Annotated in this window: 20 protein-coding genes; 12 read left to right on the top strand and 8 right to left on the bottom strand. The window is 65.1% G+C overall.

Features of this window, described 5'->3' with window-relative positions; all coding sequences use genetic code 11:
* Window positions 1–181 precede the first annotated feature (181 nt).
* Window positions 182–1147: a recombinase family protein gene (locus ABD355_RS35700; protein WP_344405128.1), complete on the top strand. Its 966-nt coding sequence runs from the start codon at window positions 182–184 to the stop codon at window positions 1145–1147.
* Here the strand turns inward: ABD355_RS35700 and ABD355_RS35695 are convergent.
* Both ABD355_RS35695 and ABD355_RS35690 read right to left on the bottom strand, forming a co-directional pair.
* Window positions 1136–1906, bottom strand: coding sequence for a hypothetical protein (locus ABD355_RS35695; RefSeq protein WP_344405127.1), 771 nt, complete (start codon window positions 1904–1906; stop codon window positions 1136–1138). The two genes, ABD355_RS35700 and ABD355_RS35695, sit on opposite strands and share 12 nt — an antisense overlap.
* A 5-nt stretch (window positions 1907–1911) precedes the next feature.
* Window positions 1912–2439 (bottom strand): hypothetical protein, encoded by a 528-nt coding sequence (locus ABD355_RS35690; RefSeq protein WP_344405126.1) that lies wholly within the window; start codon window positions 2437–2439, stop codon window positions 1912–1914.
* Between the two features lie 341 nt (window positions 2440–2780).
* Here ABD355_RS35690 and ABD355_RS35685 point away from each other — a divergent pair, with 341 nt between their 5' ends.
* The 4 genes from ABD355_RS35685 to ABD355_RS35670 all read left to right on the top strand — a co-directional run bounded on the left by ABD355_RS35685 (window position 2781) and on the right by ABD355_RS35670 (window position 5588).
* Window positions 2781–2960 (top strand): hypothetical protein, encoded by a 180-nt coding sequence (locus tag ABD355_RS35685; protein ID WP_344405125.1) that lies wholly within the window; start codon window positions 2781–2783, stop codon window positions 2958–2960.
* A gap of 153 nt (window positions 2961–3113) precedes the next feature.
* On the top strand, window positions 3114–4283 hold the full coding sequence (locus tag ABD355_RS35680) for a ParB/RepB/Spo0J family partition protein (protein ID WP_344405124.1): 1170 nt from the start codon (window positions 3114–3116) through the stop codon (window positions 4281–4283).
* A 59-nt stretch (window positions 4284–4342) separates the two neighbouring features.
* On the top strand, window positions 4343–4660 hold the full coding sequence (locus ABD355_RS35675; RefSeq protein ID WP_344405123.1) for a hypothetical protein: 318 nt from the start codon (window positions 4343–4345) through the stop codon (window positions 4658–4660).
* A gap of 10 nt (window positions 4661–4670) precedes the next feature.
* Window positions 4671–5588, top strand: a complete 918-nt coding sequence (locus ABD355_RS35670; protein WP_344405121.1) for a class I SAM-dependent methyltransferase — start codon at window positions 4671–4673, stop codon at window positions 5586–5588.
* Window positions 5589–6002: 414 nt separating this feature from the next.
* Here the strand turns inward: ABD355_RS35670 and ABD355_RS35665 are convergent, their stop codons facing one another.
* The gene (locus ABD355_RS35665) at window positions 6003–6359 is read right to left on the bottom strand and encodes a hypothetical protein (RefSeq protein ID WP_344405120.1); all 357 of its coding nucleotides are present in this window, start codon (window positions 6357–6359) and stop codon (window positions 6003–6005) included.
* Window positions 6360–6458: 99 nt separating this feature from the next.
* On the opposite strand from ABD355_RS35665, the gene ABD355_RS35660 reads away from it, so the two are divergent.
* The 3 genes from ABD355_RS35660 (at window position 6459) to ABD355_RS35650 (ending at window position 9096) form a co-directional block, all read left to right on the top strand.
* Window positions 6459–7121, top strand: a complete 663-nt coding sequence (locus tag ABD355_RS35660) for a ParB N-terminal domain-containing protein (protein ID WP_344405118.1) — start codon at window positions 6459–6461, stop codon at window positions 7119–7121.
* On the top strand, window positions 7118–8563 hold the full coding sequence (locus ABD355_RS35655) for a methyltransferase domain-containing protein (RefSeq protein ID WP_344405117.1): 1446 nt from the start codon (window positions 7118–7120) through the stop codon (window positions 8561–8563). Before ABD355_RS35660 ends, ABD355_RS35655 begins: the two co-directional genes overlap by 4 nt.
* Before the next feature lie 86 nt (window positions 8564–8649).
* Window positions 8650–9096 carry a hypothetical protein gene (locus ABD355_RS35650; protein ID WP_344405116.1) on the top strand — a complete coding sequence of 149 codons (447 nt, stop codon included), beginning with the start codon at window positions 8650–8652 and terminating at the stop codon, window positions 9094–9096.
* 181 nt (window positions 9097–9277) lie between these two features.
* On the opposite strand, the gene ABD355_RS35645 is transcribed toward ABD355_RS35650, so the two are convergent.
* Together ABD355_RS35645 and ABD355_RS35640 are read right to left on the bottom strand one after the other, a co-directional pair.
* Window positions 9278–9961 carry a helix-turn-helix domain-containing protein gene (locus ABD355_RS35645; RefSeq protein WP_344405115.1) on the bottom strand — a complete coding sequence of 228 codons (684 nt, stop codon included), beginning with the start codon at window positions 9959–9961 and terminating at the stop codon, window positions 9278–9280.
* Between the two features lie 54 nt (window positions 9962–10015).
* Complete coding sequence (locus tag ABD355_RS35640) at window positions 10016–10291, bottom strand: hypothetical protein (protein WP_344405113.1); 276 nt, start codon at window positions 10289–10291, stop codon at window positions 10016–10018.
* A gap of 106 nt (window positions 10292–10397) precedes the next feature.
* Between ABD355_RS35640 and ABD355_RS35635 the strand changes: the two genes are divergently transcribed.
* Window positions 10398–10934, top strand: a complete 537-nt coding sequence (locus tag ABD355_RS35635; protein WP_344405112.1) for a hypothetical protein — start codon at window positions 10398–10400, stop codon at window positions 10932–10934.
* The gene (locus tag ABD355_RS35630) at window positions 10931–12469 is read left to right on the top strand and encodes a terminase large subunit domain-containing protein (protein WP_344405109.1); all 1539 of its coding nucleotides are present in this window, start codon (window positions 10931–10933) and stop codon (window positions 12467–12469) included. Before ABD355_RS35635 ends, ABD355_RS35630 begins: the two co-directional genes overlap by 4 nt.
* 94 nt (window positions 12470–12563) lie before the next feature.
* Here ABD355_RS35630 and ABD355_RS35625 read toward each other — a convergent pair whose 3' ends face one another.
* The gene (locus ABD355_RS35625) at window positions 12564–13412 is read right to left on the bottom strand and encodes a hypothetical protein (RefSeq protein WP_344405108.1); all 849 of its coding nucleotides are present in this window, start codon (window positions 13410–13412) and stop codon (window positions 12564–12566) included.
* Between the two features lie 137 nt (window positions 13413–13549).
* On the opposite strand from ABD355_RS35625, the gene ABD355_RS35620 reads away from it, so the two are divergent.
* Together ABD355_RS35620 and ABD355_RS35615 are read left to right on the top strand one after the other, a co-directional pair.
* A complete protein-coding gene (locus tag ABD355_RS35620; protein WP_344405107.1) occupies window positions 13550–15400 on the top strand; it encodes a hypothetical protein in 1851 nt (616 codons plus the stop codon).
* A gap of 237 nt (window positions 15401–15637) precedes the next feature.
* On the top strand, window positions 15638–16066 hold the full coding sequence (locus tag ABD355_RS35615) for a restriction system modified-DNA reader domain-containing protein (protein WP_344405105.1): 429 nt from the start codon (window positions 15638–15640) through the stop codon (window positions 16064–16066).
* A 260-nt stretch (window positions 16067–16326) separates the two neighbouring features.
* On the opposite strand, the gene ABD355_RS35610 is transcribed toward ABD355_RS35615, so the two are convergent.
* A complete protein-coding gene (locus ABD355_RS35610) occupies window positions 16327–19749 on the bottom strand; it encodes a helicase-related protein (RefSeq protein WP_344405103.1) in 3423 nt (1140 codons plus the stop codon).
* Window positions 19746–23819, bottom strand: coding sequence for an Eco57I restriction-modification methylase domain-containing protein (locus ABD355_RS35605; protein ID WP_344405102.1), 4074 nt, complete (start codon window positions 23817–23819; stop codon window positions 19746–19748). Before ABD355_RS35605 ends, ABD355_RS35610 begins: the two co-directional genes overlap by 4 nt.
* Between the last annotated feature and the right edge of the window lie 156 nt (window positions 23820–23975).

Raw genomic sequence — 23975 nt, 5'->3', positions numbered from 1 at the left:
CCCTTGGGCGGCACGGTGAGAGTCCCTACCGCTGCACTCTGGCAAGTGCTTGGGGTGACGCCCCTGGTGCAGTGATCTGTGGGGCCCTGAGTCTGTCGGTCTCGCTGGGTCATAGTTCGGACAAGGGCTGTGGCCTAGGATCAGGCGGCTACGGGCGCACGAGACGAGAACGGACCACCGCATGCCACGGCTCTACGGTTTCGATGACGCCTCACGTCGTCGGCTACGTGACGACGAAGTGGACCCGCTCCGCCAGATGGTGAGCCGGGCGCTGGTCGACCTGTCCGTGTCCAACGCGGACGTTGCGGTCTGGGCGAACGGTGAGGGCTACCGGGGAACGCTTGGAGGGGAGTGGAAGGACGCGTCGGTTGGACGCTTGTTTCGCAACCCGGCGATCGCCGGACTGCGCTACGACGATGACGGCGAACTCGTCGACGCGGGTCACCCCGGAGCTATCACACGCGAGGAGTTCGAAGCCCTCCTGGAACGGGAGAAGGCTCGCAGTACGAAGGATGCAGAGCCCGCGTACGACTATCTCCTGATCGGCGGGGGTTGCGCCTGCGGAAAGTGCACACAGGACCTCGGAGGTGCCCGCACGAATTCGGGTACGCCCGGATACCGCTGTCGCCCGAAGGGCAAGAGCGGGTCCGGAGGCTGCGGTGAGGTCCGGATTGATGCCGAGCTGTTGGAGGACTACGTCGGAGAGAACGTCGTGGCGGAACTCCTCAAGCCCGGCATTCGAGCGCAGATCGCTAAGGCCCAGGCCGCCGTGCGCAAGCAGGTTGAGGACCTCAAGCAGGACATCGAGGATCTGGAAGGCCGCCAGTCGGAGCTGGGAAGGCTCTACGGCAACCGCGAGATCAGTAGCGAGGCGCTGGTGGCCGGAGAGCGCCAGATCGCGGCCAATCTCAAGGACATCCGTTCGCGCCTTCGCTACGCGGAGCAGATGGCGAACTTCTCACTCGGCCACGCCAAGGACCTCGTGAAGTGGTGGAACAGTGCACCCACCGCGTCGAAGCGGGCCATCACGCTGCTCCTCCTGGAGAAGATCGAGGTGTTCCCTGCGAGCGCCCGCGGCGTCCGGACAATCGAGCCGGGACGAGTCGTCCTTCACTGGCGCACGCTGTCCGGTATGTCAGGTGGCTGATGCCGCCACCCGCGATGCGAGCCGCCTGCCTACCATTGCCATGGTCAGCCCCGTGATGAGTGAGATCACGGCGAGCCCGGCCAGGAGTGGGGAGACGATCTCCTCGTACCGCAGCGGCCACGGGTGGCCCAGGTAGTGGGTCACCAGGTATGACCCCTTGCTGGCGGCGTAGGCCACGCCGAGGAGTGCGGAGATCGACGACAGGCCGAGACCGCGGGCTGACCAGACGTGTCCAGCGCGTCGGGCAACCAGAGCCATCCCGGTGCAGAGGAACGCGATCTCGCCGCAGGTGATTGCTACGTAGCCGAGGTAGACCATTAGGTAGACGGTGACGCCTGGTACGACGGCGTATTCGGTCGTGAACTCCACGCTCTCATTGGTGGTGTTGACGAACAGCGGCAGCATCGCCGTCAGGACGCACACCGCCAACGCGATGCGTGCGTACAGGCTGGCCTTCAACACCTCGTGGTTGTAGGACCAGTCCACCATCATCAGCTGAAGACTGCCGCACCATACGACTGCACAGATGTGCGCTCCGAGCTTGGCGGCGTTGTTCATCCCGGTCACAGACTCGATCGCGTCCTCTATGGCCGGGACGGCGAAGATGACGCCCACCGTGCAGATGCCGATGGCCACAGCTCGGGTGAAACGGGCTACGCGGTAGTCGCTTCGGTCACGCTGACGCCAGGCTTCCCGAGCGGAGAGCGCGGTGCCCACCAGGCCGATCAGAGCGCACAGGCCGAAGACTAAGCCGTCCATTTGGTTCAGGTTCCTTCCAAGTCAGAGACGGCACGCTCAGCCGCTTCGGTGAAGCTGAGACGCCTCCGCCGGCCAGGCCGCGGTGGTTCCGGGGCAGGCGGAAGAGGCTCGGGCACCTCTGGGACGGCGAGATCACTGCGCCCGTGTCGCAGACGGATCTCACGTGCGGCCTCCAGAAGTTCGGCGGCTCCGGCGTCACCCAGGTCATGGATGAGTCGAAGTGCCTCGCGTGCGTCTTGGTACTCCTCATAGACCGACAGGGACGTCAATCCGTTGTAACCGGGGAGTAGGTAAGCTACCGGAGAGCCCAACGCGCGTGCGAGGCCGCTCAGTTGGGCGATCGTAGGGTTCGACTTGACGCCGTTCAGTAGATCGTTCACGACCTGGTGGGTCAGCGCGGGCTTGCCGCCGGGCGTCTCAGCCGTGGCGGCAGCGATGTCGCGCGTACTCAGAGTTTTCCCGTCCGCCCTGAGCTTCCTGCCGATCAGGACAGCGAGCTTGCTGGAGAGGGGGGTGTCCGGGCCGAGCGGCATGGTGCTGACTACTCCTAGGGGCGAGCGGACCTGACCTGGCGGTGGACGACGGATGTGGTGCGGACTCAGTATCGCTGCGGGGCGACAGCGACTGGCGAGGCAGCACAATGTCTATGTTGGTTGACAATGGGTAACGCCCAAAGCAAGATCTATAGCCTCAGGCGCAGTAAGCGTGTTCTCGGCATGTGGGGCCGCCGCCCCTCTACTGCCTCCTTGGGTGCAAGATCACAACATGTGCCCAAATGGGGCTCAATGTGCGCCGCTAGCTCGTCTGTGTAGGGATCTAAGTTGAGCGCGGCTCGCGAGGGGGGCGAAACGCTGCAAATGCGGGGAGGGTACGGGTGGGGATCGAGCTGGATCGAGTGCTGGCTCGGCTGGAGGAGTCGGGCGGCACGGAGAACGTCATCCTGGATGACGAGGCTGCGTTAGTCGCACTGGGGGCTCTGGCGGTCGTGGACCCGAAACGGGTCGACCGCGAGGTGGATTGCGCGCGTGGCGCTGCCGCGAGTCGATCTACGTGAGTAGCTGAGGGCGGGCCCCGCGAGGGGCCGCTCTCGCGCGTCTGACCTGCAAAAACTTCTCGAAAATTGTGGACCTCTCTCCTAAATGCATATAGAATAGAACCAGAAGGAAGGGGGGAAGGAGAAGCCCCCGCCGACCTCTTGGAGATCGAAATGTCGCACAAGTTCGCCACTCTGAAGATGCGCCAGATCCACCGCAACCCGAACCAGCCCCGCAAGACCTTCGACGAGGACGCGCTGAACGAGCTGGCTGAGTCGATCAAGCAGCACGGGCTCCTCCAGCCCATCGTCGTCCGGAAGGTGGAGGAGGGCTACGAGCTCGTGGCCGGCGAGCGCCGCTTCCGCGCCAACGAGCTCGCGGACAACATCACCATCGAGGCGAAGATCCTGCTGCCTGACGGTGAGTCCGAGATCAGCGACATGGACTCCTTCGAGAAGGCCATGGCCGAGAACCTGAACCGCGAGGACATGCTCCCGCTGGAGGAGGCGCGCGGTTTCAAGAAGGTCATGGACGAGAAGGAGGGCGCCACGCCCGCCAGCGTCGCGAAGACCTTCTCCAAGTCGGTCCAGTTCGTCAACCAGAGGCTGGCCCTGCTCGCTCTGCGCCCCGAGATCCAGTCGGCCGTCGACCTCGGGCACATCGGGACCCAGGCCGCCGTTCAGATCGCCGCACTCTCGAAGGAGAACCAGAAGGCGGTCTTCCAGGACTGGAAGAAGGGCGACAAGAACGACAACCAGCTCGTCCACATCGCCTACGCCATGCGTAAGCAGGAGAAGGCGGCCACGCAGGGCTCCATGGTCGACGTCGACGAGATGACCGCCGAGGAGAAGGCCGAGCGGAGCCGCGCGCAGGCCAAGACCAAGAGCGACCTCGACGCGATCGAGGGGATGTGGGCGCTGCTGGACAGCATCGGCAAGGCAGACCCTATGGAGTTGGCCCGCACCCTGGTGGGGGAGGTCGGCAAGCGGCTTGAGCAGATGGACCGGGTCGCGGACGTCGTGCAGAAGGCCAGGTTTCAGCTCCGTCAGGCGAAGGCGCACGCGGACGCCAGCGAGATCATGGTCAACCCCGACGCCGCAGCGCCCGACCTGGTGGCCGAGGCCGAGGCCGTCCTCGCCCAGGTGGAACCGGCTGCGGGTGACGCCGAGCTGGAGGCCCAGGCCGAGCTCGCCCCGCAGCCGGATGCCGCCCCGGCCGCCGACGCCGACTCGCAGACCGAGGCCACCCCGGCCGTCGACGCGGAGACCGAGAGCCCGGCGGAGCCGGAGGGGGACGACATCGAGGTCAAGGCGGCGGCCGAGCCGGTCGCTGTCGCGGCCTGACCCGTCCGTCCCGGGGCGGCCCCAGGGGGCCGCCCCCTTCTCTATGGAGCCCCACAGTGATGAACGACATCCGGACCATGCGCAACATCAACCACAACCTGTTCGACGTGCCCGCCTCGGCCAACGCCCTTGAGGAGTACGACTCCGACGTGGCCGAACTCGTCCGCAAGGCTGCGAGGCACTTGTTCAAGGCTCGCCGTGACAACGACGGAGCCGCCCTGAACGAGGCATACAACCTCACTCTCATCGCCGCCTCCGACCTCATGAAGGGTGCCGGTAGTTCGGTGTACGTGCGTACCCACCTCATGGTCACGGCCCGCCTGGTCGAGCTCGAAGCGGCGCTGCTCGCCGCTGAGGCCAAGACTGCCAGCGAGTGAGGAACCGACCGTGAAGATAGATACCGACGTTCTCAGGGTCATCCGCTCCGCCACGGTCGACGGCCTGACGCTCCGTCTCAACGGCACGCTGGACCGCAAACTGTACGACCGGGTCAACCTGGCCCTTCAGGCGGTCGGCGGCACCTGGAACCGCTACCAGCGCGCCCACATCTTCCCCTTCGCCGCTGCCGACGCCATCGCGGGACTGCTCGCCACCGGCGAGGTGATCACCGACGTCGACCGCGGGTTCTTCCCCACGCCGAAGCCCCTTGTCGAACAGCTCCTGGACCTGGCGGAACTCGAAGCCGGTTGCGAGGTGTTGGAGCCGTCGGCCGGACGCGGCGCCATCGCTGAGGCCGTAGTTGCCCGCGGTGCCGTTGTCGACTGCATCGAACTCGACACCGCTCGCGCCGAGCACATCCGCGCTGGCGGCTACGCCCGCGAGGTCACGGCCGGCCACTTCTTCAGTGTGAAGGTGCAGCGGCGCTACCAGCGGGTCATCATGAACCCGCCGTTCGCTGACCGGCAGGACATCCGGCACGTCCAGCGGGCGTTGCGCTTCGTCCGGCCGGGCGGCCTGGTCGTGGCGGTCATGTACGGCAGCCTCCCCTACCGGAGCGACCGTAAGGCCAAGGACTTCCGGGCACGGGTCCAGGAGGCGCGAGGGACGATCACGGAACTGCCCGACGACGCGTTCCGGATCGGCGTGTCCACGGTGGTTGCTGTCATCCCGGTACGAGAACCCGCGCCGCCCTCTCGGTTCAACCCCCAGGCGCCCAGGCCCGAGGACTTCACCGCGAGGCCCGCAGCGGCCCAGCAGGGGCTGTTCTTCACGGACGTGCCGACAGCCCACGGCACTGCACCCTTCGACGGGTTCGAGTACGGGGCTACACCATGGCTAGAGATAGATCCCAACACTGATGCGTGATACGTTCTATCTCGTTGGTGAGGGCGGCCTCAGCCGAGGAACCGGCTCACTAGCGTGCCGTGGCATGCGGCACTCCCCTTCGGTGCCTGGCGGGTGGCCAATCCCCCGCGCCCTACCCGCCAGGCACCGGCCCCGCGTCTGAGCGGAGCCGCCGGGGCGCCGCCAAGATCCACGATCACGACCGGACCCGTCCCCGCCTCACGCCGGGGGCGGGTCCCCGTGCACTCAGGAGAGCCATGAACACGGAGGACTTCGCCGGGCATCCAGAAGATCGCGATCTGTACGAGCGTCTCCTCGTCGAGCGGGACGGGACGCCGATCAGGGCCCTCGCGGAACGTGACCCGGGCCTCGAAGTACCGGCAGACCCTGATCCAGACGCGGCCCGGCACCTCACGGGACCCGACGCAGCCACAACTACCCGACGACGAAAGCGACATGGAGCATGACCGCCAAGCAGAAACCGCCCGCAGAGCCGGAGCGCCGGACACCTCCCGTGCCCGGTGCGGTGTGGTGCCGATCCTGCGACTCCTGGTGCCTGCCGACCGGCATCTGCGGCTGCAACAACCGGTGATGTACACCCTTCTGCGCCTTGTCGCCGACGCGATGCCCGTCGTGCTCATGGCGGTCATCGCCGTTGTCGCCTGGGTGGTTGTACAGCTCGGCGGCGGCGGTGTCCTTCTTGCCGGCCTCTTGGCCTTCCCCGCCTGCGGGCTGCTGGCCGCCGCCATCCACCACCTTCAGCGATGGGCGTGCAGTCGGCGGCTGACGCACCAACCGAACCCTCACCCCGGCGACCGTAGCGGCCCGGTGTGATCGTCTAGTCTGAACTAGCTGTAGGGCGCGGGGAACGGCCTACACAAGGGACGCCCAGTGACCCCGACGCCTGCCAACATCCCCGAACTGCTCCTGCCGCTCGCCGTCCCCACCGAGGACCTCGTTCCGTACTACCGGAACCCTCGCAACGGTGACCTCCCCTCGATCGCCGAATCGCTGACCGTCAACGGCCAGTACCGGGCGATCGTCGTCAACAAGGGCACCCACACGGGCCGCCGCAACGAGATCCTGGCGGGCAACCATACGTACGCGGCTGCCCAGCAGCTCGGCTGGGACCAGATCGCCGTCACCTGGGTCGACGTCGACGACGACGCGGCGGCTCGCATCGTCATCGTCGACAACCGGACCAACGACCTTGCCGGATATGACAGCGTGCTCCTGGCCGAGATCCTTTCCGAGATCCCGGACCTGGCTGGCACCGGCTACGACCGCGAGAGCGTAGACCGGCTCCTCGACGACACCTCCCTTCCCGAGACGCTGGAACTCACCTCCGACGGCGCGGGCACCGGCGCCGCGGCCACCGTCGACTACCTCCAGTGGGGCTACCTCCAGTGGGAGTCCAAGCGGGTCCGGATCACCTCCGAAGAGGTGGAAGCCCTCAACGTCATCTACACGAAGTTCGTGGACGACACCAACAGCGACCTCGGCTTCGGCTGGCACGTCTTGCAGCAGGCTCACGAGGAGGGCGAGGTGGCATGAGCATTGCCCCCACCACGACGTTCTACGAGGCGTACCCGCTCGAACAGCTTCGCCCCGCCGACTACAACCCGCGCCGCCTCAGTGAGGAGGCGTTCGTCAGGCTTCAGGCGTCACTGCGGCGCCACGGTGTCGTGAAGCCCGTAATCCTCAACGCCGACGGCACGCTGGTCGCAGGCCACCAGAGAACCAAGGGGCTCCAGGCCATCGGCCTCACGCACACGCCCGCGGTCATGCTGGGCACGAAGGTCAGGTTGCAGGACGAGATCCAGTTCAACCTGCTGCACAACCGAGTCGAGACCGAGGCCAGCGTCGTCTACGCCGACCCCGGGGTCATCGGCGCCTGGTCGTGGATTCCATGGCAGTCCATCCGGGTCGCGGAACGAAGAAACCTCTCCTTCATCAACGCCATCGGGCACATGACCGCCGGCCACGGTCCGTGGGGGAGCGTTGTCATCGATGACCAGGGTCGCATCGTCCTCAACGCCGAGTACGCCGTCGTCGCCTCCATCAACCGCTTCAACCTCCTGGCCTGGACCGTCACGTCCGCCGACGCCGCCCAACTCCACGCTGACCTCACGGGCGAGTACGGCGTCTACGACTGGACGGCCATCGAGAGCAAGGCCCCGGTGTGGAACCAGCACATCGTGCAGCCCAAGAGGCTGCGCAAGTTCTCCTCCAAGGCCAAGGTCGGAAAGCTCGCTTACGGCTCCGAGACCTGGGACCAGTTGGTCACGCCCTGGCTCAAGCCCACCCACCGGGTCGTGGACTTCGGCGCCGGGTACGGCGACTACGCCAAGCACCTGCGCGCCAAGGGCTTCAATATCCACGACTACGAGCCCTACCGCTGCCGGGACGGCTCGTACGCCGTCGACATCCGAGCCGTCGTCGGCATGATCCGCGACATCGACAAGGACATCCAGGCCAACGGCCTGTACGACGTGGTGGTCCTCGACTCCGTCATCAACGCCACCACCACCCTGGACTACCAGCACTGGGTGATGACCACCGTCAATGCCCTCTGCTCGGCGGACGGGGTCGTGTGCCTCGGCACACGCAACCTCGCCCGCGAACTCCGGGACGAGCAGGCCAAGCGGGTCACCTCCCAGACCGCGACCACCAAGATGAGCTTCCTCGACGAGGACAACGTGGAGATGAACTTCGTCAAAGGGAAGTGGCAGAAGCTGCGTTTCCACACCCCCGAGACCCTGGAGCCGCTGCTCCGCCGCTACTTCGAGGACGTACAGGTCACCGACCTCAGCGGCTCCAACATCAAGGCCACCTGCCGCCGCCCCATCTCTCTCCCCAAGGAGGAGTACGAGAGGGCTTTCGAAGAGGAATTCAACATGCCGTACCCGAATGGCTTCCGACATGACAGACATCTGGAATTGGTGGGAAATTTGATAAAATTGGTAGTAGAGAGAAATGGATCTCTCACCAATTAAAACGGGTAAATGGGGAATGGATGTCACGTCGAATACAGGTTCAAATCGAATCGCGAACTCGATATCACATTATGTGGCTGGCTGGAGTGCGACACGTAGCCCTCGACCAACACTGCCTGCGCAGCTTCGGCCAGCCCGACCGTCCCAGGCTCGACGCCGACCGCCGGCATCAGACGATCGAACTCCCCGAGCACAACCCGCCCCTGGCCTGGTATCTGTGCGCGCTGCCCAACCCCTGGAAGTGGAGCGACAACGCGCATCTTGCCTTCGAGGGTGCACCTGGAGAGCGGTGGGAGGGGCCCGCCCTTGTGCCGGGCCTCTATGTGCATCTGGAGAACGCTCGCCCTATCGCCGGATGGGGCGAGCACAATATCCCCGAGAACGAGCCGCGCCGGAAGTTGGTTCGCTTCCGAACCTGCCGCAACTACCAGTTCGCATGGTGGTTGAGGGCTGAGCGGGACGCCCCGGACGCCAAGTCTGAGTTTGTGCCGTCGAGGAGATCAGATGAGGGTGGGCAGATGATGCTAATTTGACACCGGTGGGGGGCGGAGTCGCAGCTTGCGCTCCCCACCGCTTCCGCTTTCTGATTCTCGAATCGTGCCTTGCGGGGATACTCCAGACTCATAGAATTTGGCGTATCGGGAGGCCTGGTGTATCGCGCCTTACTTACTGGCCTCGCGCTCCAGAATAAATGGCGAAATGAATGCAGGTCTGCTAGTAGCCGCAATCAAACGCATCGGGCCCAACGTACGCCCCGTCCCAGGAAGTAATGGTGGTTTTCCGGCTGAAAGCTAGATCCCCCTTCTTCTTTGCCTTCTCTTTCTCCAACACTTGGAGCTTGGCCTCAAGGGCAGCTGTAGGCTGAGCGTCTTCCTCGTGGTGCTTCAGCTCCTGCCGCGCGCGGAGGATTTTCTTCTCCAGCTTCTCGATCTCGGTTTTCATCTTTTTCTGGAGAGTGCTCAGCTCCTTCTGCGTCTGAGTCACCTGCTCTTCCAGGTCTTTGGCTCTGCGTTGGGCGGCGAGAGCTTCGCGGCCCTTCTTGGCGAGCTGCAGGTGCAGCATTGCGATTCGAGCCGCGTCCCCACCGTCCTCTTGCAGGGCCTGCTCCAGCAGGAGGCCCAGGTCGTGAGTGTTCAAGGGAGCGCCTGACGCCAGCGCAGTCACAAATTCCCAGGGTGGGATCCGTGCCCCGCTGAGGTAGCGGGACACGACGGAGGCGTCAAGGTGGCACTGTCTGGCGCATTGTCGGACAGTAAGGCCAGTGCTTCGGTACAGGGCGCGCAGTGCCTTAGCCAGCTCTCTCTTCGCTGGTGGCAGGTCCGGGGCGAGCGGCTTCAGCGCCCCGACGCCTGCTTGCTGAGGACCGCCTCGCTCATTGCCCATGATCAGCTCTGACACCCCATCAATCCCCTCTCCGGCTATGCCCCTAGCACACGCTGAGACGGGCTTACATCACTGTCCTCCCTCGGTGTCAGCACCGCTATCTTGGCGCGCCTGCCACGCTGCGTGCATGGTGATGAGCGTCGCCGTGATGGCGCCCGCGTCTGACACCGCAACTCCGAGATAGATCATGACGACGCCGGTCACGAGGATCGCAACAAAGGCGGACAGCGCGTTCGGGCCTGAAGGGAAGAAACGTGCCATTTGCAGTTCCATTTCCTGGGTGGATTGGATAGCCCAAGTTTCCGGTGCCGCAACCACGTTGCGGTAGTGCGCAACAGTTGTCATGTGTTGCAACGCAGGTCAGCGGCATGACTCAACCGTTCACTCGATGTCATTGAGTGCGATCATGGCGTAGGGCGCGGGGGCGCACCGAGCCGTGGAGGACCCCGCCGTGGGACGACCTGACAAGGCCGCGCGTGCGGCCATCGCGCGCCGCCGCTCGGACGCCATCGATCTACGCCTCGCCGGCGTGGACTGGTTGACGATCGCCCGCAAGCTCGCCGCCGACCCGACCATCAACTCTGACGGCATCGCCTACCCGCAGGGCTACGGAGTCGAGCGGTACGGCAAGAACCAGGACCCGCCCACCAACGAGGCCCTGATTCACGCCGCTTGCCGGGACGTCCGCACGGCACTCGCCGACCGCCGCGCCGAACTCAACGACGAAGTCGACGAGTTGCGCGCGCTGGAAGCCGACCGCCTCGACCGACTGTTCTTCGTTGCCTACAAGAAAGCCGTCCGCGACCAGGACCTCGCCGCCATCGACCGCACCCTGCGGATCATGGAGCGCCGGGCCAGGCTGCTCGGCCTCGACATGCCGGTCCGGACTGAACTGTCCGGACCAGACGGCGGACCGGTCCAGGTCGAGAACGTGACCGTCGAGGAACTCGACGCCCTGATCGCGCTCACCGATCCGGACGGCGAATGACTCCGCGCGCCCATGAAAGCGTCATCGCCCACTACAAGACACTTCCGCCAGCACAGCGCCGCACCATCGCACGGGCCGCGTCTCCGGCTCTACGCGCGGAGTTGGCACGCGTCGAGCGCCAACTCGCCATGGACCGTTCGCCAGGCGCGCTCGCCGCCGTCCTCACCGGCGGACGCGAGATGCAGGCCCCACACCTGGATCTCATCGACCAGGCGTTCATCGACATGGCCGCAGGCCGGTGCGACCGCGTGATGTTGACCATGCCCCCGCGGCACGGCAAGAGCCGACGTGCCTCCCGCTGGGCGCCCCTCTGGTACCTGCGGCGCAACCCCGGCCACCGCATGATGATCGCCAGCTACTCCGCCGACCTGGCCGACGACCACGGCCGGTGGATCAGGGACGCCATCAACACCTGGGGCGACGACCTCGGCATCCAACTCAAGGCGGGCAGCCAGGCCGCCAATAGGTTCGACATCGTCGGCGGCGAAGGCGGCCTCCTTGCGGCCGGCATTGGCGGCGGCCTCACCGGACGCGGCGCACACATCGCCATCGTCGACGACCCGGTCAAGGACATGGCCGACGCCGACAGCCCCACCATGCGCAAGCGCGCCTGGGACTGGTGGACTTCGGTGTTGCAGACCCGACTCGAACCAGTCGGCGCCATCTGCCTCATCCAGACCCGGTGGCACGAAGACGACCTCGCCGGACGCATCCTGGCCACCGAGCGCGACGCCTGGCGGGTCATCGACCTCCCCGCCATCGCCGACAGTCCCGACGACCCGCTCGGCCGCGCTCCCGGTGAGGCACTGTGGCCCGAACGCTTCGGCGTCACCCATCACGCCAAGACCCGTAAGCGAGTCGGCGAACGCGTCTGGGCCGCCCTCTACTTGCAGAAGCCCCGGCCGCCGGAGGGAGGCGTCTGGAGGCGGGAGTGGATCGAGACCGCTCGTATCAACGCCGTCCAGTTCTCCGGCCTCGACATGGCGCGCATCGTCGTCGCCGTCGACCCCGCTGGCGGAGAGCCCACGGTCGGCGACGAGACGGGCGTCATCGGCGTCGGCCGCGACTTCGACCGGCAGCTGTACGTCCTGGCCGACCGATCCGGATTGATGGGCGCCAACGATTGGGGCCTGGCCGCATGCCGTCTCGCCCTCGAACTCAAGGCCGACGCGATCGTGGTCGAGAAGAATTACGGCGGTGACATGGCGCGCCAGATCGTCACCCAGGCATGGGAGCAGCTGCGCCGGGAGGGCGTCACCAAGGGGCTCCTCATGCCCATGATCCTGGAAGTCACCGCCAAGGTCGGCAAACGCCTGCGGGCCGCCCCCGTGGCTCAGCTGTACGAACAGCAACTCGTGCACCACGTCGGCGAATACCCAGAGCTGGAAGGGCAGATGGTCACCTGGGTCGAGGGAATGGACAGTCCCGACCGCATGGACGCCGCCGTTCACGGACTGACCGAACTTGCCGACCCCGACCAGCTCGACACCCTGCCCACCGACACCGATGACGACCGCTTCGACGGCCGCCGTTGAACTCGCGAGGGCAGACGAACGACCGGAAACGGCCCCAAGAGGAAACGGCCCATGAAGAAATGGCCCACGGTAGCCCACCGGGGCACTCGCCGATCTACGGGCTGTTCCGCTCCACGCGCAGCGGTTCGTCAGCGACCAGGCGGGCAGCGAAGTCCTGTGCTTCCGGGAACGTAGAGGACGTCAGTCGCAGCCCGGCTTGAGCCATCACGGTGACAACGCGCTCGGCCAGTTCCTTGTGCTCTGCATCTGGAACACCGCCGAGTTTGAGGGAGAGCCAGACCCGCATGTCGTGGCCCTGTGAGACGAGTACCGGGGCCTGCGGGGGAATGCAGGGAGTCGTCGCGTCGGTCAGCGCCTGGACGACTTGGTCCCGGAGTTCGGCCGCGTTCCGCTGGTCGACCGCGCGTGTCGCGGCGTAGATCGCATCGAACAGTGCGTTGGCCGCGGGAACTGCCGCACTGACGGAGATGGTGAACGGCCCCATGGTGACGGTGTCGGTGACCGGGTCGTAGCCGAAGCTCCAGAAGTCGCGGGCTACGTCACGCGGGTCAGCGGTCTTGCGGGCGTCTTTCTGCGGCCCGCCGCCTTCTCCGCGCGCCCAGTCCTCGAAGTGGGTGAGGCCGTCGCGGACGTGCTTGATGTTCGGCAGGGCGTCAAGGTAGACCTGCTCGGCGTTATCGAGCGCGGCGATCACTGCTGGATCCATACCGAGGCCCGTGAGGGCGATCCGCTCGAGCTTGACCGCGGCGAGGAACTGGCGCAGGGCGACGACCAGTGTTCGTGCGTCGATCTGCCGCGAGCTGAACCAGCCGACTGGGACGTCTTCACCGTGCATGCGTGCCACGCTCAAGGCGACGGTGGCACGCAGCCAGCTCGCTTCCGAAAGCGCGATCGAGTACGGATTGTCCGCTGGGGACCAATCTTCCGGCAGGTTGCAGTTCATGACGGAATCTTCGACCCTGGAGCCTTCGGCTGCTCGGAATTTCCGGATACAGAGGCTCTGTGAACTGCGGAAGTCCGAGGCAGAAGACGTCTCGTAGGCTGGAGGCGCGGCGCGGGGCCGACTGCCGGAGGGGCACTGTGGGCCTGCGCGAGCTGATCACCGACGCCTGGAGCTGGCTTGACTACAAGCCAGCCATGGCCGACCCGCGCCGACCGGGCCGTAACACTTGGGCGGAACTGACCCGCTCTTGGGTGCCGGACGAGGATCTGCGACGCCTCGCCGCCTACCGGCTCCTGGCCGCGTACGACTCCAACCAAGCCGGCCAGTTCGCCGCCGTGACAGGCGGCGACGAGGCAGGTACCGAGCGGAGAGAACTCGGCGATGCCTCCAAGCTGGTCGATACCGCGCTCGGCTACCTCCTCGGCTCCGAACAGGTCATCAGCGTCGCGGGCGCGGAGCACACCGACGACGAGCCGACCGCCGAAGCAGCTGCGGCGCTCGCCGTACAGGACAAGCTGAGGACGTGGGCGGAGAAGGAGCTGCTTCCGCTACGCCTTCAGCAGGCCGAGCGAACCGCGATCCTGCTCGGCGACGCCGTCTACACCCTCGCCTGGGAGCCCACAAAGGGCCGGGTCCTGCTGCGTACTTGGGACCCGGGCCTGTACTTCCCGGAGTGGCCGGAAGATGGAGAGCAGGACGGCGCCGAGTTCCCCCTGCGAGTTCACTTCGCGTGGGAGCTGCCCGAGGACAAACGGCGCGGGCTCAAGGCCAGGCTTCGGCGGGTCACCTACGAACTCGGCCCGATCGGTCCGGCCAGTCGGCGCAGCGCAGCGAAGGACGGCAGCTCGGCGCGCGAGTACCTGTACACCGACGGCGGCGACCCGATCCTGGTGGGGGGTGACACGCAGAACGCCGACACGGGCGTGATCACCCGCACGTACCCGTGGGCACCCAACCGGCCCTCCCCGTGGACGTGCTTCCTCACCGATGCGGAATGGGACCTGGACGACCTCACGTACGCCGACCTGCTGTACGACCTGCCGATGCACAAGGCCCGGTACCGAGTCCGCTCGGACGGCGAAGTGCTCGACCGGCTCGACCTGATGGCGGACTTCATACCCGTCATCCACGTCACGAACAGCATCCCCTCCAGCGGAGAACACTGGGGAAAGCCGACCGTGGCCACCGTCCTCCAGGCCCTCGACGAGCTGTCCGCGACTGACACCGACGGCTCCGGCGCATCGGCCACCACCGGCTCCCCGATCATCGGCCTCGCCGGAGCCCGGCTGCCCATCGACCGAGCGACCGGGCAACCGCTACCGGTGAAAGTCCGGGCGGGGTCGGTCTGGCAGCTCAACGACAACGGACGCATGGACGTCCTCGACACATCGGCCCAACTCGCTGAGCTCCGCGCCCGTGTCGACCACATCCTCGACCGCATCGCCGCGAACAGTCGCCTCACCGCCGCCGGCCTCGGCACCCTAGATCCCACTGCCCTACCATCCGGGTACGCGCTACAGCTCGCCCTGGGCCCACTCGACTCGCTGGTCGCCGCCATGCGCCTGGTCCGCAACCACAAGTACGCCGTGCTGCTGCGCATGGTGCAGCGCCTGCACCAAGCAGGACAGGCCGAAGGCTGGCCCGCGGGGGAGTCGTTGCCCGCACGCCTTATGTGGGGCCCGCACACCCCGACCGACCGTGCCGCCGTCCTTGACGAGGTGGTCAAGGGCGTGGGTGCCGGTGTCCTGTCCGTCGAGACCGGCGTCCGGATGCTGATCGATGCCGGATACCCCATTGAGGACGCCCAAGTGGAGATCGAGCGAATCCAGGCCCGCGCATTCGACGCCGCCGCCCGCCTCGCCGACGCAACCGGCGACAACGCCGCCGTCCGCGACTATCTCGGCCTTTCCGCAACAGGGCCGGAACTCACCTCGGTCCCTCTGGTCGGCGCTCCTCGCAGCTCGGCTCAGGCGGAGGGCGATGCGTAGCAGTGATGACGTTCGACAGGCCTAGCCGGTCTCACGTAGTCGGCCGCCACCAAAGCCGAGCACAACGTGGGACGGTGACCTGCCGCTTACTGGTGAGTCCTCACGGTCGCGTGTCGGTTTGACCCAGGGACCGGTGCCAGCTAGTCCACCAACGGCGGCCGGATAGACCTCGCCCTTGCACTTTGAACTTCAAATCTGGCAGGATTCGGATCCCAAAGTTCAACGTGAAGGTGTCACATGTCCAAGCGCATGCGGACCATCGAGATCGACGACGAAGTGTTCGCCTATCTGCAGCGTCATAGCGAACCCCTGGTCGACTCCCCGAACGATGTCCTGCGACGCCAGCTCCTTAAAGGCGAGAAGCCCTCCACTGACGCGGCGGGAGCTCGTCGGACTGGAGCCCTGATGTTCATCATTGAAGCCGGTCTGGCGGCCCCCGGCGACAAGTTGCAGCATCATCAGTCGCGACTCAAGCGCACGCACGAAGCCATCATCACCGCCGACGGTTGGATCGAGATCCCGGACGGCCGGGCTTTCCCCCAGCCTTCCCCCGCACTGAAGACGCAGACGGGGAGCGAAATCAACGGGTGGGGTCAGTACAAGCATCTCCCCAGTGGGCGCCGTCTTCAGGACCTGCGGGAAGAGGCCACGAAGCACCAGGTGTGAGCTTCGCCAGAGCCGGGGGTCCCCTCAGGCCGGGCCTGTCAGGGGCCATGCGAGGGGGCCCGGGGCTGCCAATCCATCGACTCGCCCCAGCCGCATTTAACCACCGCGCAAATGGTTCCCTACATTTCGCCGTCCGAGTTGCCCTCGTTCACGCTGTCGAAAACACCGCTTTATGCTGGCCCGTGTTGGTCGACGGAATCATGACCAGCAGGTACTCGGCGATATTCGTGTGCGGGTAGAAGTGCCCATGGGAGACAGGATCAGTTGTGTTGTGCCGCCACCGGGACAACGGCCGTCCAGCAGATGAGGTGGATGTCTTCCGGCGTGATCTCGGGAAGCGGTTCAGGCGCGGTTTGCTTGGTGAGCCCGAGGTGGTCAGCCAGAGTGAGAAGCCGATTCACCTTCTCGCGTCCTCGGACGTCCTCGGCTAGGACGTCCCGCACAGCGCGCTGGATCCGGGGGGCATAGGGTGCTTCCAGCCGTTCTACCAGATCGTCTTGACGGTCCCCGAGGTGACTTCCGCTGTTTCGGGCAAGATCGGCCGCATCGCGCATTACTTTGGGGATCTGAGCTGTTAGATTGGCGGGGTCGGCGTTGAACATCCACGCCTCGTGGATGTGGCCCTTGGCAATACTCCAGACGTCGAATGCCGCGTCGTAAAGGTCTTCGTGGGTCGGCTGGGCAAAGAGGCTGGGTGTTGAGACGCCGCCAGGATCCGCCTGCGCGAGGCAGGTTAGGGTGTCGTCGATGACGATGGGTTTACCGTCGGCATCGCGCTGTGCTTGGTAGTCAGGAGTCAGCGGCACGTATCGGAACCACGGTTTGTTGTGATCGGCGATACGCGCGCAGAAAACCATGCCAGGTTGTGCCGCGCCTGTGCGGATGAAACCGGTTCCGGCACCCCAAGGCAGATCGAGAACAGTGCTGCGCATCGTCGGATCAGCGATCTCGCGAGCTAGGGTTCGGCGGTATTCCTCGCCAGACAGGGCAGAGAGGCCGGTTTGCTCGAAAAGGTCGGATTCCTCGCGTTGCAGCCGAGCGATTTCGTCTCGGGTTTCGGTGAAGTTGATCTCGCGTCCCGCGAATCCGGGCAGGACGGTGCCGACGCCCACGGCAGCGGCTGCTTGCTTGAGTTTGCGCTGGAGCCTTTCCTCGAGTCCGAGCAGTGCATCAAGGTGCCGGTCGGGGAAGTAGCAGCGCAGAAAGACTTCGGAGTGCTCGGAGCCGATGCGGTCGATACGTCCGTGCCGCTGTACGAGCCGCATTGGGTTCCAGGGCAGGTCGAAGTTGATGATGTGGCGGGCTTGCTGCAGGTTCACGCCCTCGCTGAGTACATCGGTGGCGATGAGTAGGTCGTAGACGTCCTCGTCGTTGGTGCTTCCTGCGGTCCGGGGGGCAAAGCCGGCGAGTACCTCTGCCCGTCCGTGGCGGTCGGGTCCGGAGGCTGTGGCGATGCGATCACGGTAGGGGGCGAGCCGGTCGTCTGCCTCTACCGCAGCGCGCACCTGTGTAGCCAGGTGCCCCACGGTGTCGGCGTAGTAGGAGAAGACCAGGACCTTACGCTTGTCCCTGACCTGCTGCTCGTTTACGCCTTCGGCTTCTGCGAAGGCGGCGATCTCTGCGAGCGTGTCTGTCAGGGCGACCAACTTCGGGTCCTGGTTCCAGGGAAGGATCTCGACGGCATTGTGGAGCCGATCCAGGAGCAGCCTGTCCGCCGTGACGGCGCGGCGAAGTGCATCCGTGTCGTAGTCGGCTGCATTACCGACGTTCTCGCCGTCCCCGTCGTAGCCAGCTATGAAGTCGTCGATGTCGTCGCTGTCGCTGCTGGCCCACTCGCGCAAGGCATCGCCAGTTAGAACGTGGCCTTCCGACAGCGCATCGAGGAATCGCTCATGCGACACGATCATCTTCTCGACGGTGCGCCGGAAAGCGTAGGCGGAGGACTCGAATCGCTTGAGCAGAGCTGAGCGGAGCAGGCCGGCGTTCTGTGCCTCGTACTGGGCCTCTCCGCCGCCGCCGCGACGGAATCGGGAAGGTACGTAGCGGGCCAGGGAGAGAACCTCACCGGGAGCGTCCAGCAGGACCGCGTCGGCGTTTGCATGATCCTCCAGGACGTGAGCGCCGAGTGCCGTGGCGGTCATGTCGAAGACGCCGGGCAGGGCCGAGTCCAGGTCGTAGTCGATCCTGCGCACTCGCGGTGTGGGGAAGCGGATCTCTTGTTCGCGGCCGTTGATGGTGACCTTGTCGCCGACATAGTGGTGCTTGACGAACCGTCGGGTGCGGCGCACTGCGACCTGGTCGATGACGTCGAAGAGGTGCTCTGGCGAAAGATCGTCGGGATGTATGGCCATGGCGCGGTCGAAGTACTCGCGTAGCGAGGGCACGCCTGCTTCAGCAAACGCCGCATCGTTGGGGGCGAAGTACGAGATCAGGTTGTACAGGTCGTACAAAGAGTTGTTGACCGGCGTTGCGGTCATCAATACGAGGTCTTTCGGCGCTTGGCCAGCGAGCAATTGCCGCATTGCGTCGGCGCGACGAGTGGATGCGTTACGGAAGGCATGCGCTTCGTCGACGATGATCATGGCATATTCGTCGGGGTGCTGGAGCACTGCGTCGACCCGTCCAGCACGGTCGAGTTGGCGGACAAGCTGGTCGAACGAAATGACTTCGGCGCGGAGGTTCTTCTCTGCGAGGAACGGCTCCCATGTAGCATCACGAAGGGTGGCCGGGGCAATAATGAGTACTTTCTGACGGCGTGTGATGGTCGCTTCGTAGATCAGCTCTCCGGCGATATATGTCTTGCCGAGACCGACCTCGTCGGCGATTACTACGCCACGCTGGCGGGACAGGATCCTTTTGGCTCGCCAGACGCCATCGGTCTGAAACCCTGTCAGCCCGAGTTGCGAAGTGGAGCGGGTGGCCGCTTCCTCTTCGATCTCCGCCCCATAGAGCTCATAGAGCATGCGGAGGAATACATGCCAGGGCAGGTGCGGTTCCCATCGCTGCTCGTACACCGCGGCTAGATCGTACGGAGCTGATGCTTCCCAGAGCTCTTCGTACCAGTCGCGGACCCGCGCGACGGTCGTGGGGTCGAACTGTCCGAGGTTCAGTTCTCGGTTTCTGGCCAGCCCAGCGAAGGTGAAGTTTGATGAACCACTTATGACGTGAGGCAGGGCCGTATCGACTATGAACGCCTTGCCGTGCAGGAAGCCTTCGCTGTAGCGGCGCACTTCGACCACTGGCAACTCGATGCCTCCGGTACCCGTACCGCGCAGCCATTCGACGAGCCGGCGGGCATCCCGGTCCGCTTCCCTGGTGAAGCCCACCAGGTCACGGTCTTCCGCCAGAGAGCGGTGGTGTCCTTCCAACGCCCGCCGCACGTCGTCACGTGCGGCGCGCCGTCCGCGGCCGGCTGACAGCGGACGGGGCCCGGTCTGTCGGTCTGCCTCCGGTTCGGCGCCCAGCAGCAATCGCACGGGACCAACGCGCTCCAGCTCATCGGCAAGCAGCTTGAAGCCGCCGGGGTTGAAGAACGCCGTGGCGATGGCGACCGGAGGTGGCGTGGCCAGATGAGTTCGCATACCTTCGAGCAGCGCATTGATGGCATCTGACACCGTGACGCCATGCTGAGGCTGATTCGTAGCGAAGGTTGGGCGGAAATCTCCTCCGGGCGTCGCTGTCATGCGGTCTCCCCCTCCTTGATCTGACCGGTCCACCGCTCGAAGTGCGCTAGAGCTGCCGACAGCCGACCTTGATAGGCCCAGCCACGGTGGAATGTCGTGAAGATTCGCTCGAGATCATTCTTGCTCAGCCCGTACAAGTGTGCGGTCACCGCGTCGAGTTCCGCGATGAGTTCATCCCGCTCGTCCTCCGCCGTGACGGAACCGATCGGCACGCCAGCCTCGGCGGCCCAGCTGGCGTACCGACCGTCGACTGCGGCAAGTCGGGCAGCGATGTGCACTACGCGTTCACAGAGCGGGGCGCCCTCCTCGAAGCGGGGGATGGGAGCGGCGCGCATGAACTCGATCGTCACGTGGGACTCCACCATCTGCCGCGCGAACCAGTCAAAGGGCATGGCGGACAACACTCCAAGGGCGTAGGCCTGTTGCCGCGGGCCCCCCTCTCGCCAGAAGAGGTAGTAGGCGAGGTGGATCAAGATCGTGTCAGGCGGTACCAGTGCGGCCACCAGCGTGCGGCTGTCGGTGGCGCGGGCCACATCACGCCACGCGATACGGGGAGCCGCACAAGGCAACGTCTTAGGGTCGGCAGCCCAGTCCGGGGACATCCGGTAGAACGCCGAACGCTTCAACCGGATCTGATTTACCCGACGTGCTTGCAACACAGCCTTAATATGCTTGGGGTCGGCCCAGGCATACACCGTTCCAGTCTCCGGATTCCAACGTTCGAATGACTCGCCCTTGTACACCGGCCACAAGCCGTCACGCTGCTCGAACAGGAAGTGCTTCTTGTCATCGGTGGCGTTTAGCTCTCGAAGGCCGCGCACACTCCAGCCCGGGGCGTCCTGGTCAAGGCGGGGGTGCTCACGGATAGCTAGGAACACCCGAAGAGCATCGGCATCGGGAAGTAGCGGGAAGGCTGCAGTATCGGACCAGTCCAGCAGATCGTCCACCGACAGGCCATCGGTGGAGACCTTGATCCCGTCCTGGAAGCTGGCCAAATTGTGAAAGGGGCCTCGCAGGGGGAGCGTGCGTCCCTTGGCGGGCGTGCGGTCGGCGCGTAGAGCGATGAGCCCGACGGTGTACTGAGGGTGAACGTCATCGAAGACCCAGCGGGCGGTGTTCGTCAACGTGGTGACATCGCTAAAGGTGGCTTCCCGCAACACGGCCTGGCGCCAGTCCTTCATGCCGCTGGCTTCGAGCGCCTTACGTGGTAGGACGACACCGATGTGACCGCCCTTTCGGACCAGATCCCACATGCGCCAGGCAAATGCCTTGTACAAGTCTGGGCGGCCTGCTGTTAGCCCGGGGTATGGTCCTGCAGCGAGAGCTGTCTTGACGGTCTGCATCACCTCCGTTTGGCGTTCGTATTCCTCGGCCAGATCCGGCCGTTCCTTGCGGATGCGGGCGATCTCCTGCTCGGCCTGCGCCTGAGTAAGGCTCCGCAGGCCGGGAAAGTGGAGAGAGTAGAAGGAGTGCTCTTCAACCTGCAACTTTTCCCAAGGCGGGTTACCCAGCAGTACATCGAAACCTGGTCGATCCCGGAGGAAGACCTCTGGGAACTGGACTGGGAAGTGCTTTACTCCCGATTCAGCCATGCGGGCGCGCACGCTAGGTGCATTGGCTGCCCGGATTGCTTCTTCGGGGGTGGCGGGTCGGTTGATGAAGCCAAGGCGGATTGCGACGGCGGCGTCGAAGAGGGCGCGTGCATCCTGGGCGTCCTCCATGGCCTGGGTATGGGCTGCCCGTGCTTCACGTACCTCCTGCTTAGTGGCCTCTGCCGTACGAGCCACACGCACCAGACGGTCGCGAGCCGTTCCGAGGGCATCCTTGATCTGCTCCTCGAAAATGCTCACAGTCCCGCCACCGGTATCGGGATCGAGCACACTGAGGACTTCTTCAACAGTGCCAATCCCCACGAGACTGTTCCCGACGATCAGCCCATGGTCAAGGGCACTCATGGGAAGGCCAGGGACGAAGGTGTGGATCCACACACCGAGCCGCGCCAGTTCGACTGCCATGAGGTTCAGATCCAGGCCGTACAGGCACCGTCGGGCGATCTGGCGGCGAAGAAGAGCGCCGGGATCGATCTCCGCATGCTCCGCCTGCTCCCCGAGGGCTTCGTATGCCAGCTGAGCGAGTCTGGTCAGCTCGTCGGTGACCTCAGCGATCGGATGTTCGGCAAGGAACGTGGTGAACCTGGCCTCTATCCGGTCGATGGCCGCGACCAAGAAATGACCGGATCCCATGGATAGGTCTGCCACGCGGAAGTCGAAGAACATCTGGGCGGCAGCGGCGTCGTCGGCGGCTTCGATTAGCTCTCGTACACGCTGCAGGTGAGTGTCGAGTGCGGGCTCCAGCGCGCTATCGAGGAGGCGTTCAACGGCAAAGGATTTTGTGAAGTATGAACCGGTGCTCTTCCGGGAGCCCGATTTGTTGTGAAAATAGACCTGCCCTTGGGGAACCTCAATGGCGTCAGTGGCCTGGGCCGGCAGGTAGTTGCCCTTGCTGTCTAGTTTCAGAGCCGTGGGTGCGATCGAGAGCGATGATTCGAGTAGCCCTTCGTAGATCGTGCCGAACTCACGGACAGTGAGGGAGCGGAAGTCGACCGGGCCGCGTGTGCCGTCGTCCCCGTCATCGACAAGAAGGGACCGCAGCACTGGACCGAACTCGGCGTCGCTGAGCTGCATTTGGCCGATAGCAGCGCCGGAGGGGTTAGTAACTGCATCGCGCGAAAAGAGGCCGCCGTTATAGGCAGGCACATCCCAGTTGCGGTTTCCCTCGTCGACTGCATGCCAGACAGTGACCAGACTGTCCCATAGGGCGGTTTGCCCTTCATCGAAGACCTGGTCAGGCTCAGCCGCGAAGTCCTTCGCTAGCGTTTTGACGGCGTGTCGGTCATAGCGTGGGTTACGGCCGTAGGGAAGAAGCCCGCGGTCCTCGGCATAGGCGAGGAACAGTAGTCGGAAGAGGATGATCAGGCTCTGATGGTAGACCTCAGCGAGTTCCTCGTCCGTGCGAGGCTGGGACCGGGCCACCACAGCGAGCGCCAGTCCGGGCACGACGTCTTCATAAATACGTTCCCGCAGCCGCTTTCCGAGATCGGCGGCGAAGTTCTGAGAGGCCCTCAGGATCTGCTCGACGGTCCCACCAGGGCCTAGCGCGTCGGGCCCGAATAGCAAGATGAGGTAGGCAGCCTCCTCATCAGACAGTAGAGCAAGATCCAGCTCTGTGTATGTCTCAGCTTGCCCCTTGCGCCCCACGCCAATGTCGGGGCGCGTCGGGTACAGGCGGATCTGGGTACCGCGTAGGACGATCAGCCAGGACAAAGCTTCTCTGGCCGCCAAAGCGAGCCCATGAGCCACAGGGCTCAGGGCGTCGAAGCGGTGCGTCGGCCGCTCGAATACCTCGCCCTCGTTGAGAAGAACGGCGATTGCGCGGGACTGCCCCTGATGGGTCAGAAGGTGAGCAGCTGCGCCACGGGGGGCAGCATCGAAACCAAGGGACCGCACGAGAGCCATGCCCTGTAGTCCGAGTGAGGGTCGCGCCGCTGTCCGGGCGGTGCTCCAGTCGTCCCGTGCCGGGACGCCAGTGCGCAGTTCGTGCGAAGCGAACAGTCCTGAATTGACCAACCCCGGCACTAGCTGATCTTTAAGCCCAGCAAGGAGCCGATCGACTGTACGGGCGGCGGCATGCCGGTCAGACTCGGCCAGGGCCGCCAGCGAGATCCGCTCCACCCGATCCACTGCGAGGTCAACTACAGGAGCCGGATCCCCCGTTGTGCCGATCAAGGCAGCGAGGGGCGCCCCGTCAACACCGGCGTACAGGGTAACGAGTAGAACAGGACTCGGGCGGTTGGCCTGCCGTTTCTTCCACAGGGTTCGCAGCTCGTCCGCCTTAGGTCGCGAGCCGGAGCCAACGGCATATGCGACCGCTACCTCCAGAGAGTGCTGCCCCTCTCCGAACAGGACACGGACCGTCTCGAGAGCGGCAGGCGCGCCAACGGGCTTGGCCCATCCGAGAGCCCGGCCCTCGAAGGCCTCCAGGAAACTCTCGGCACACTCCTGGAGCAGCATTTTGAACCCTTCCCTTGTGGTTCGGACTAGCACGCTTACGATAGATCGTCGCTTCCGCTATGGCGGCCACTTGCCGGCGGTGAGGGCGCGAAAGGCATGTGGGACCGGCGTCGAGGACTTGCTGAAGTCACCCACGGTTACACTTGTCTGCGGCGC

It is taken from the genome of Streptomyces longisporus (assembly GCF_039532765.1).
GTDB classification, from domain to species: domain Bacteria; phylum Actinomycetota; class Actinomycetes; order Streptomycetales; family Streptomycetaceae; genus Streptomyces; species Streptomyces longisporus.
Note: the sequence above shows the minus strand (reverse complement) of the source record. Positions and strands in the feature narration are given on the sequence as shown.

Bases quoted from the DNA above. Each gene is read 5' to 3' on its own strand.
- ABD355_RS35700 (WP_344405128.1), top strand. From the start codon at position 182: ATGCCACGGCTCTACGGTTTCGATGACGCCTCACGTCGTCGGCTACGT.
- ABD355_RS35695 (WP_344405127.1), bottom strand. From the start codon at position 1,906: ATGGACGGCTTAGTCTTCGGCCTGTGCGCTCTGATCGGCCTGGTGGGC.
- ABD355_RS35690 (WP_344405126.1), bottom strand. From the start codon at position 2,439: ATGCCGCTCGGCCCGGACACCCCCCTCTCCAGCAAGCTCGCTGTCCTG.
- ABD355_RS35680 (WP_344405124.1), top strand. From the start codon at position 3,114: ATGTCGCACAAGTTCGCCACTCTGAAGATGCGCCAGATCCACCGCAAC.
- ABD355_RS35675 (WP_344405123.1), top strand. From the start codon at position 4,343: ATGAACGACATCCGGACCATGCGCAACATCAACCACAACCTGTTCGAC.
- ABD355_RS35655 (WP_344405117.1), top strand. From the start codon at position 7,118: ATGAGCATTGCCCCCACCACGACGTTCTACGAGGCGTACCCGCTCGAA.
- ABD355_RS35640 (WP_344405113.1), bottom strand. From the start codon at position 10,291: ATGACAACTGTTGCGCACTACCGCAACGTGGTTGCGGCACCGGAAACT.
- ABD355_RS35630 (WP_344405109.1), top strand. From the start codon at position 10,931: ATGACTCCGCGCGCCCATGAAAGCGTCATCGCCCACTACAAGACACTT.
- ABD355_RS35625 (WP_344405108.1), bottom strand. From the start codon at position 13,412: ATGAACTGCAACCTGCCGGAAGATTGGTCCCCAGCGGACAATCCGTAC.
- ABD355_RS35615 (WP_344405105.1), top strand. From the start codon at position 15,638: ATGTCCAAGCGCATGCGGACCATCGAGATCGACGACGAAGTGTTCGCC.
- ABD355_RS35610 (WP_344405103.1), bottom strand. From the start codon at position 19,749: ATGACAGCGACGCCCGGAGGAGATTTCCGCCCAACCTTCGCTACGAAT.
- ABD355_RS35605 (WP_344405102.1), bottom strand. From the start codon at position 23,819: ATGCTGCTCCAGGAGTGTGCCGAGAGTTTCCTGGAGGCCTTCGAGGGC.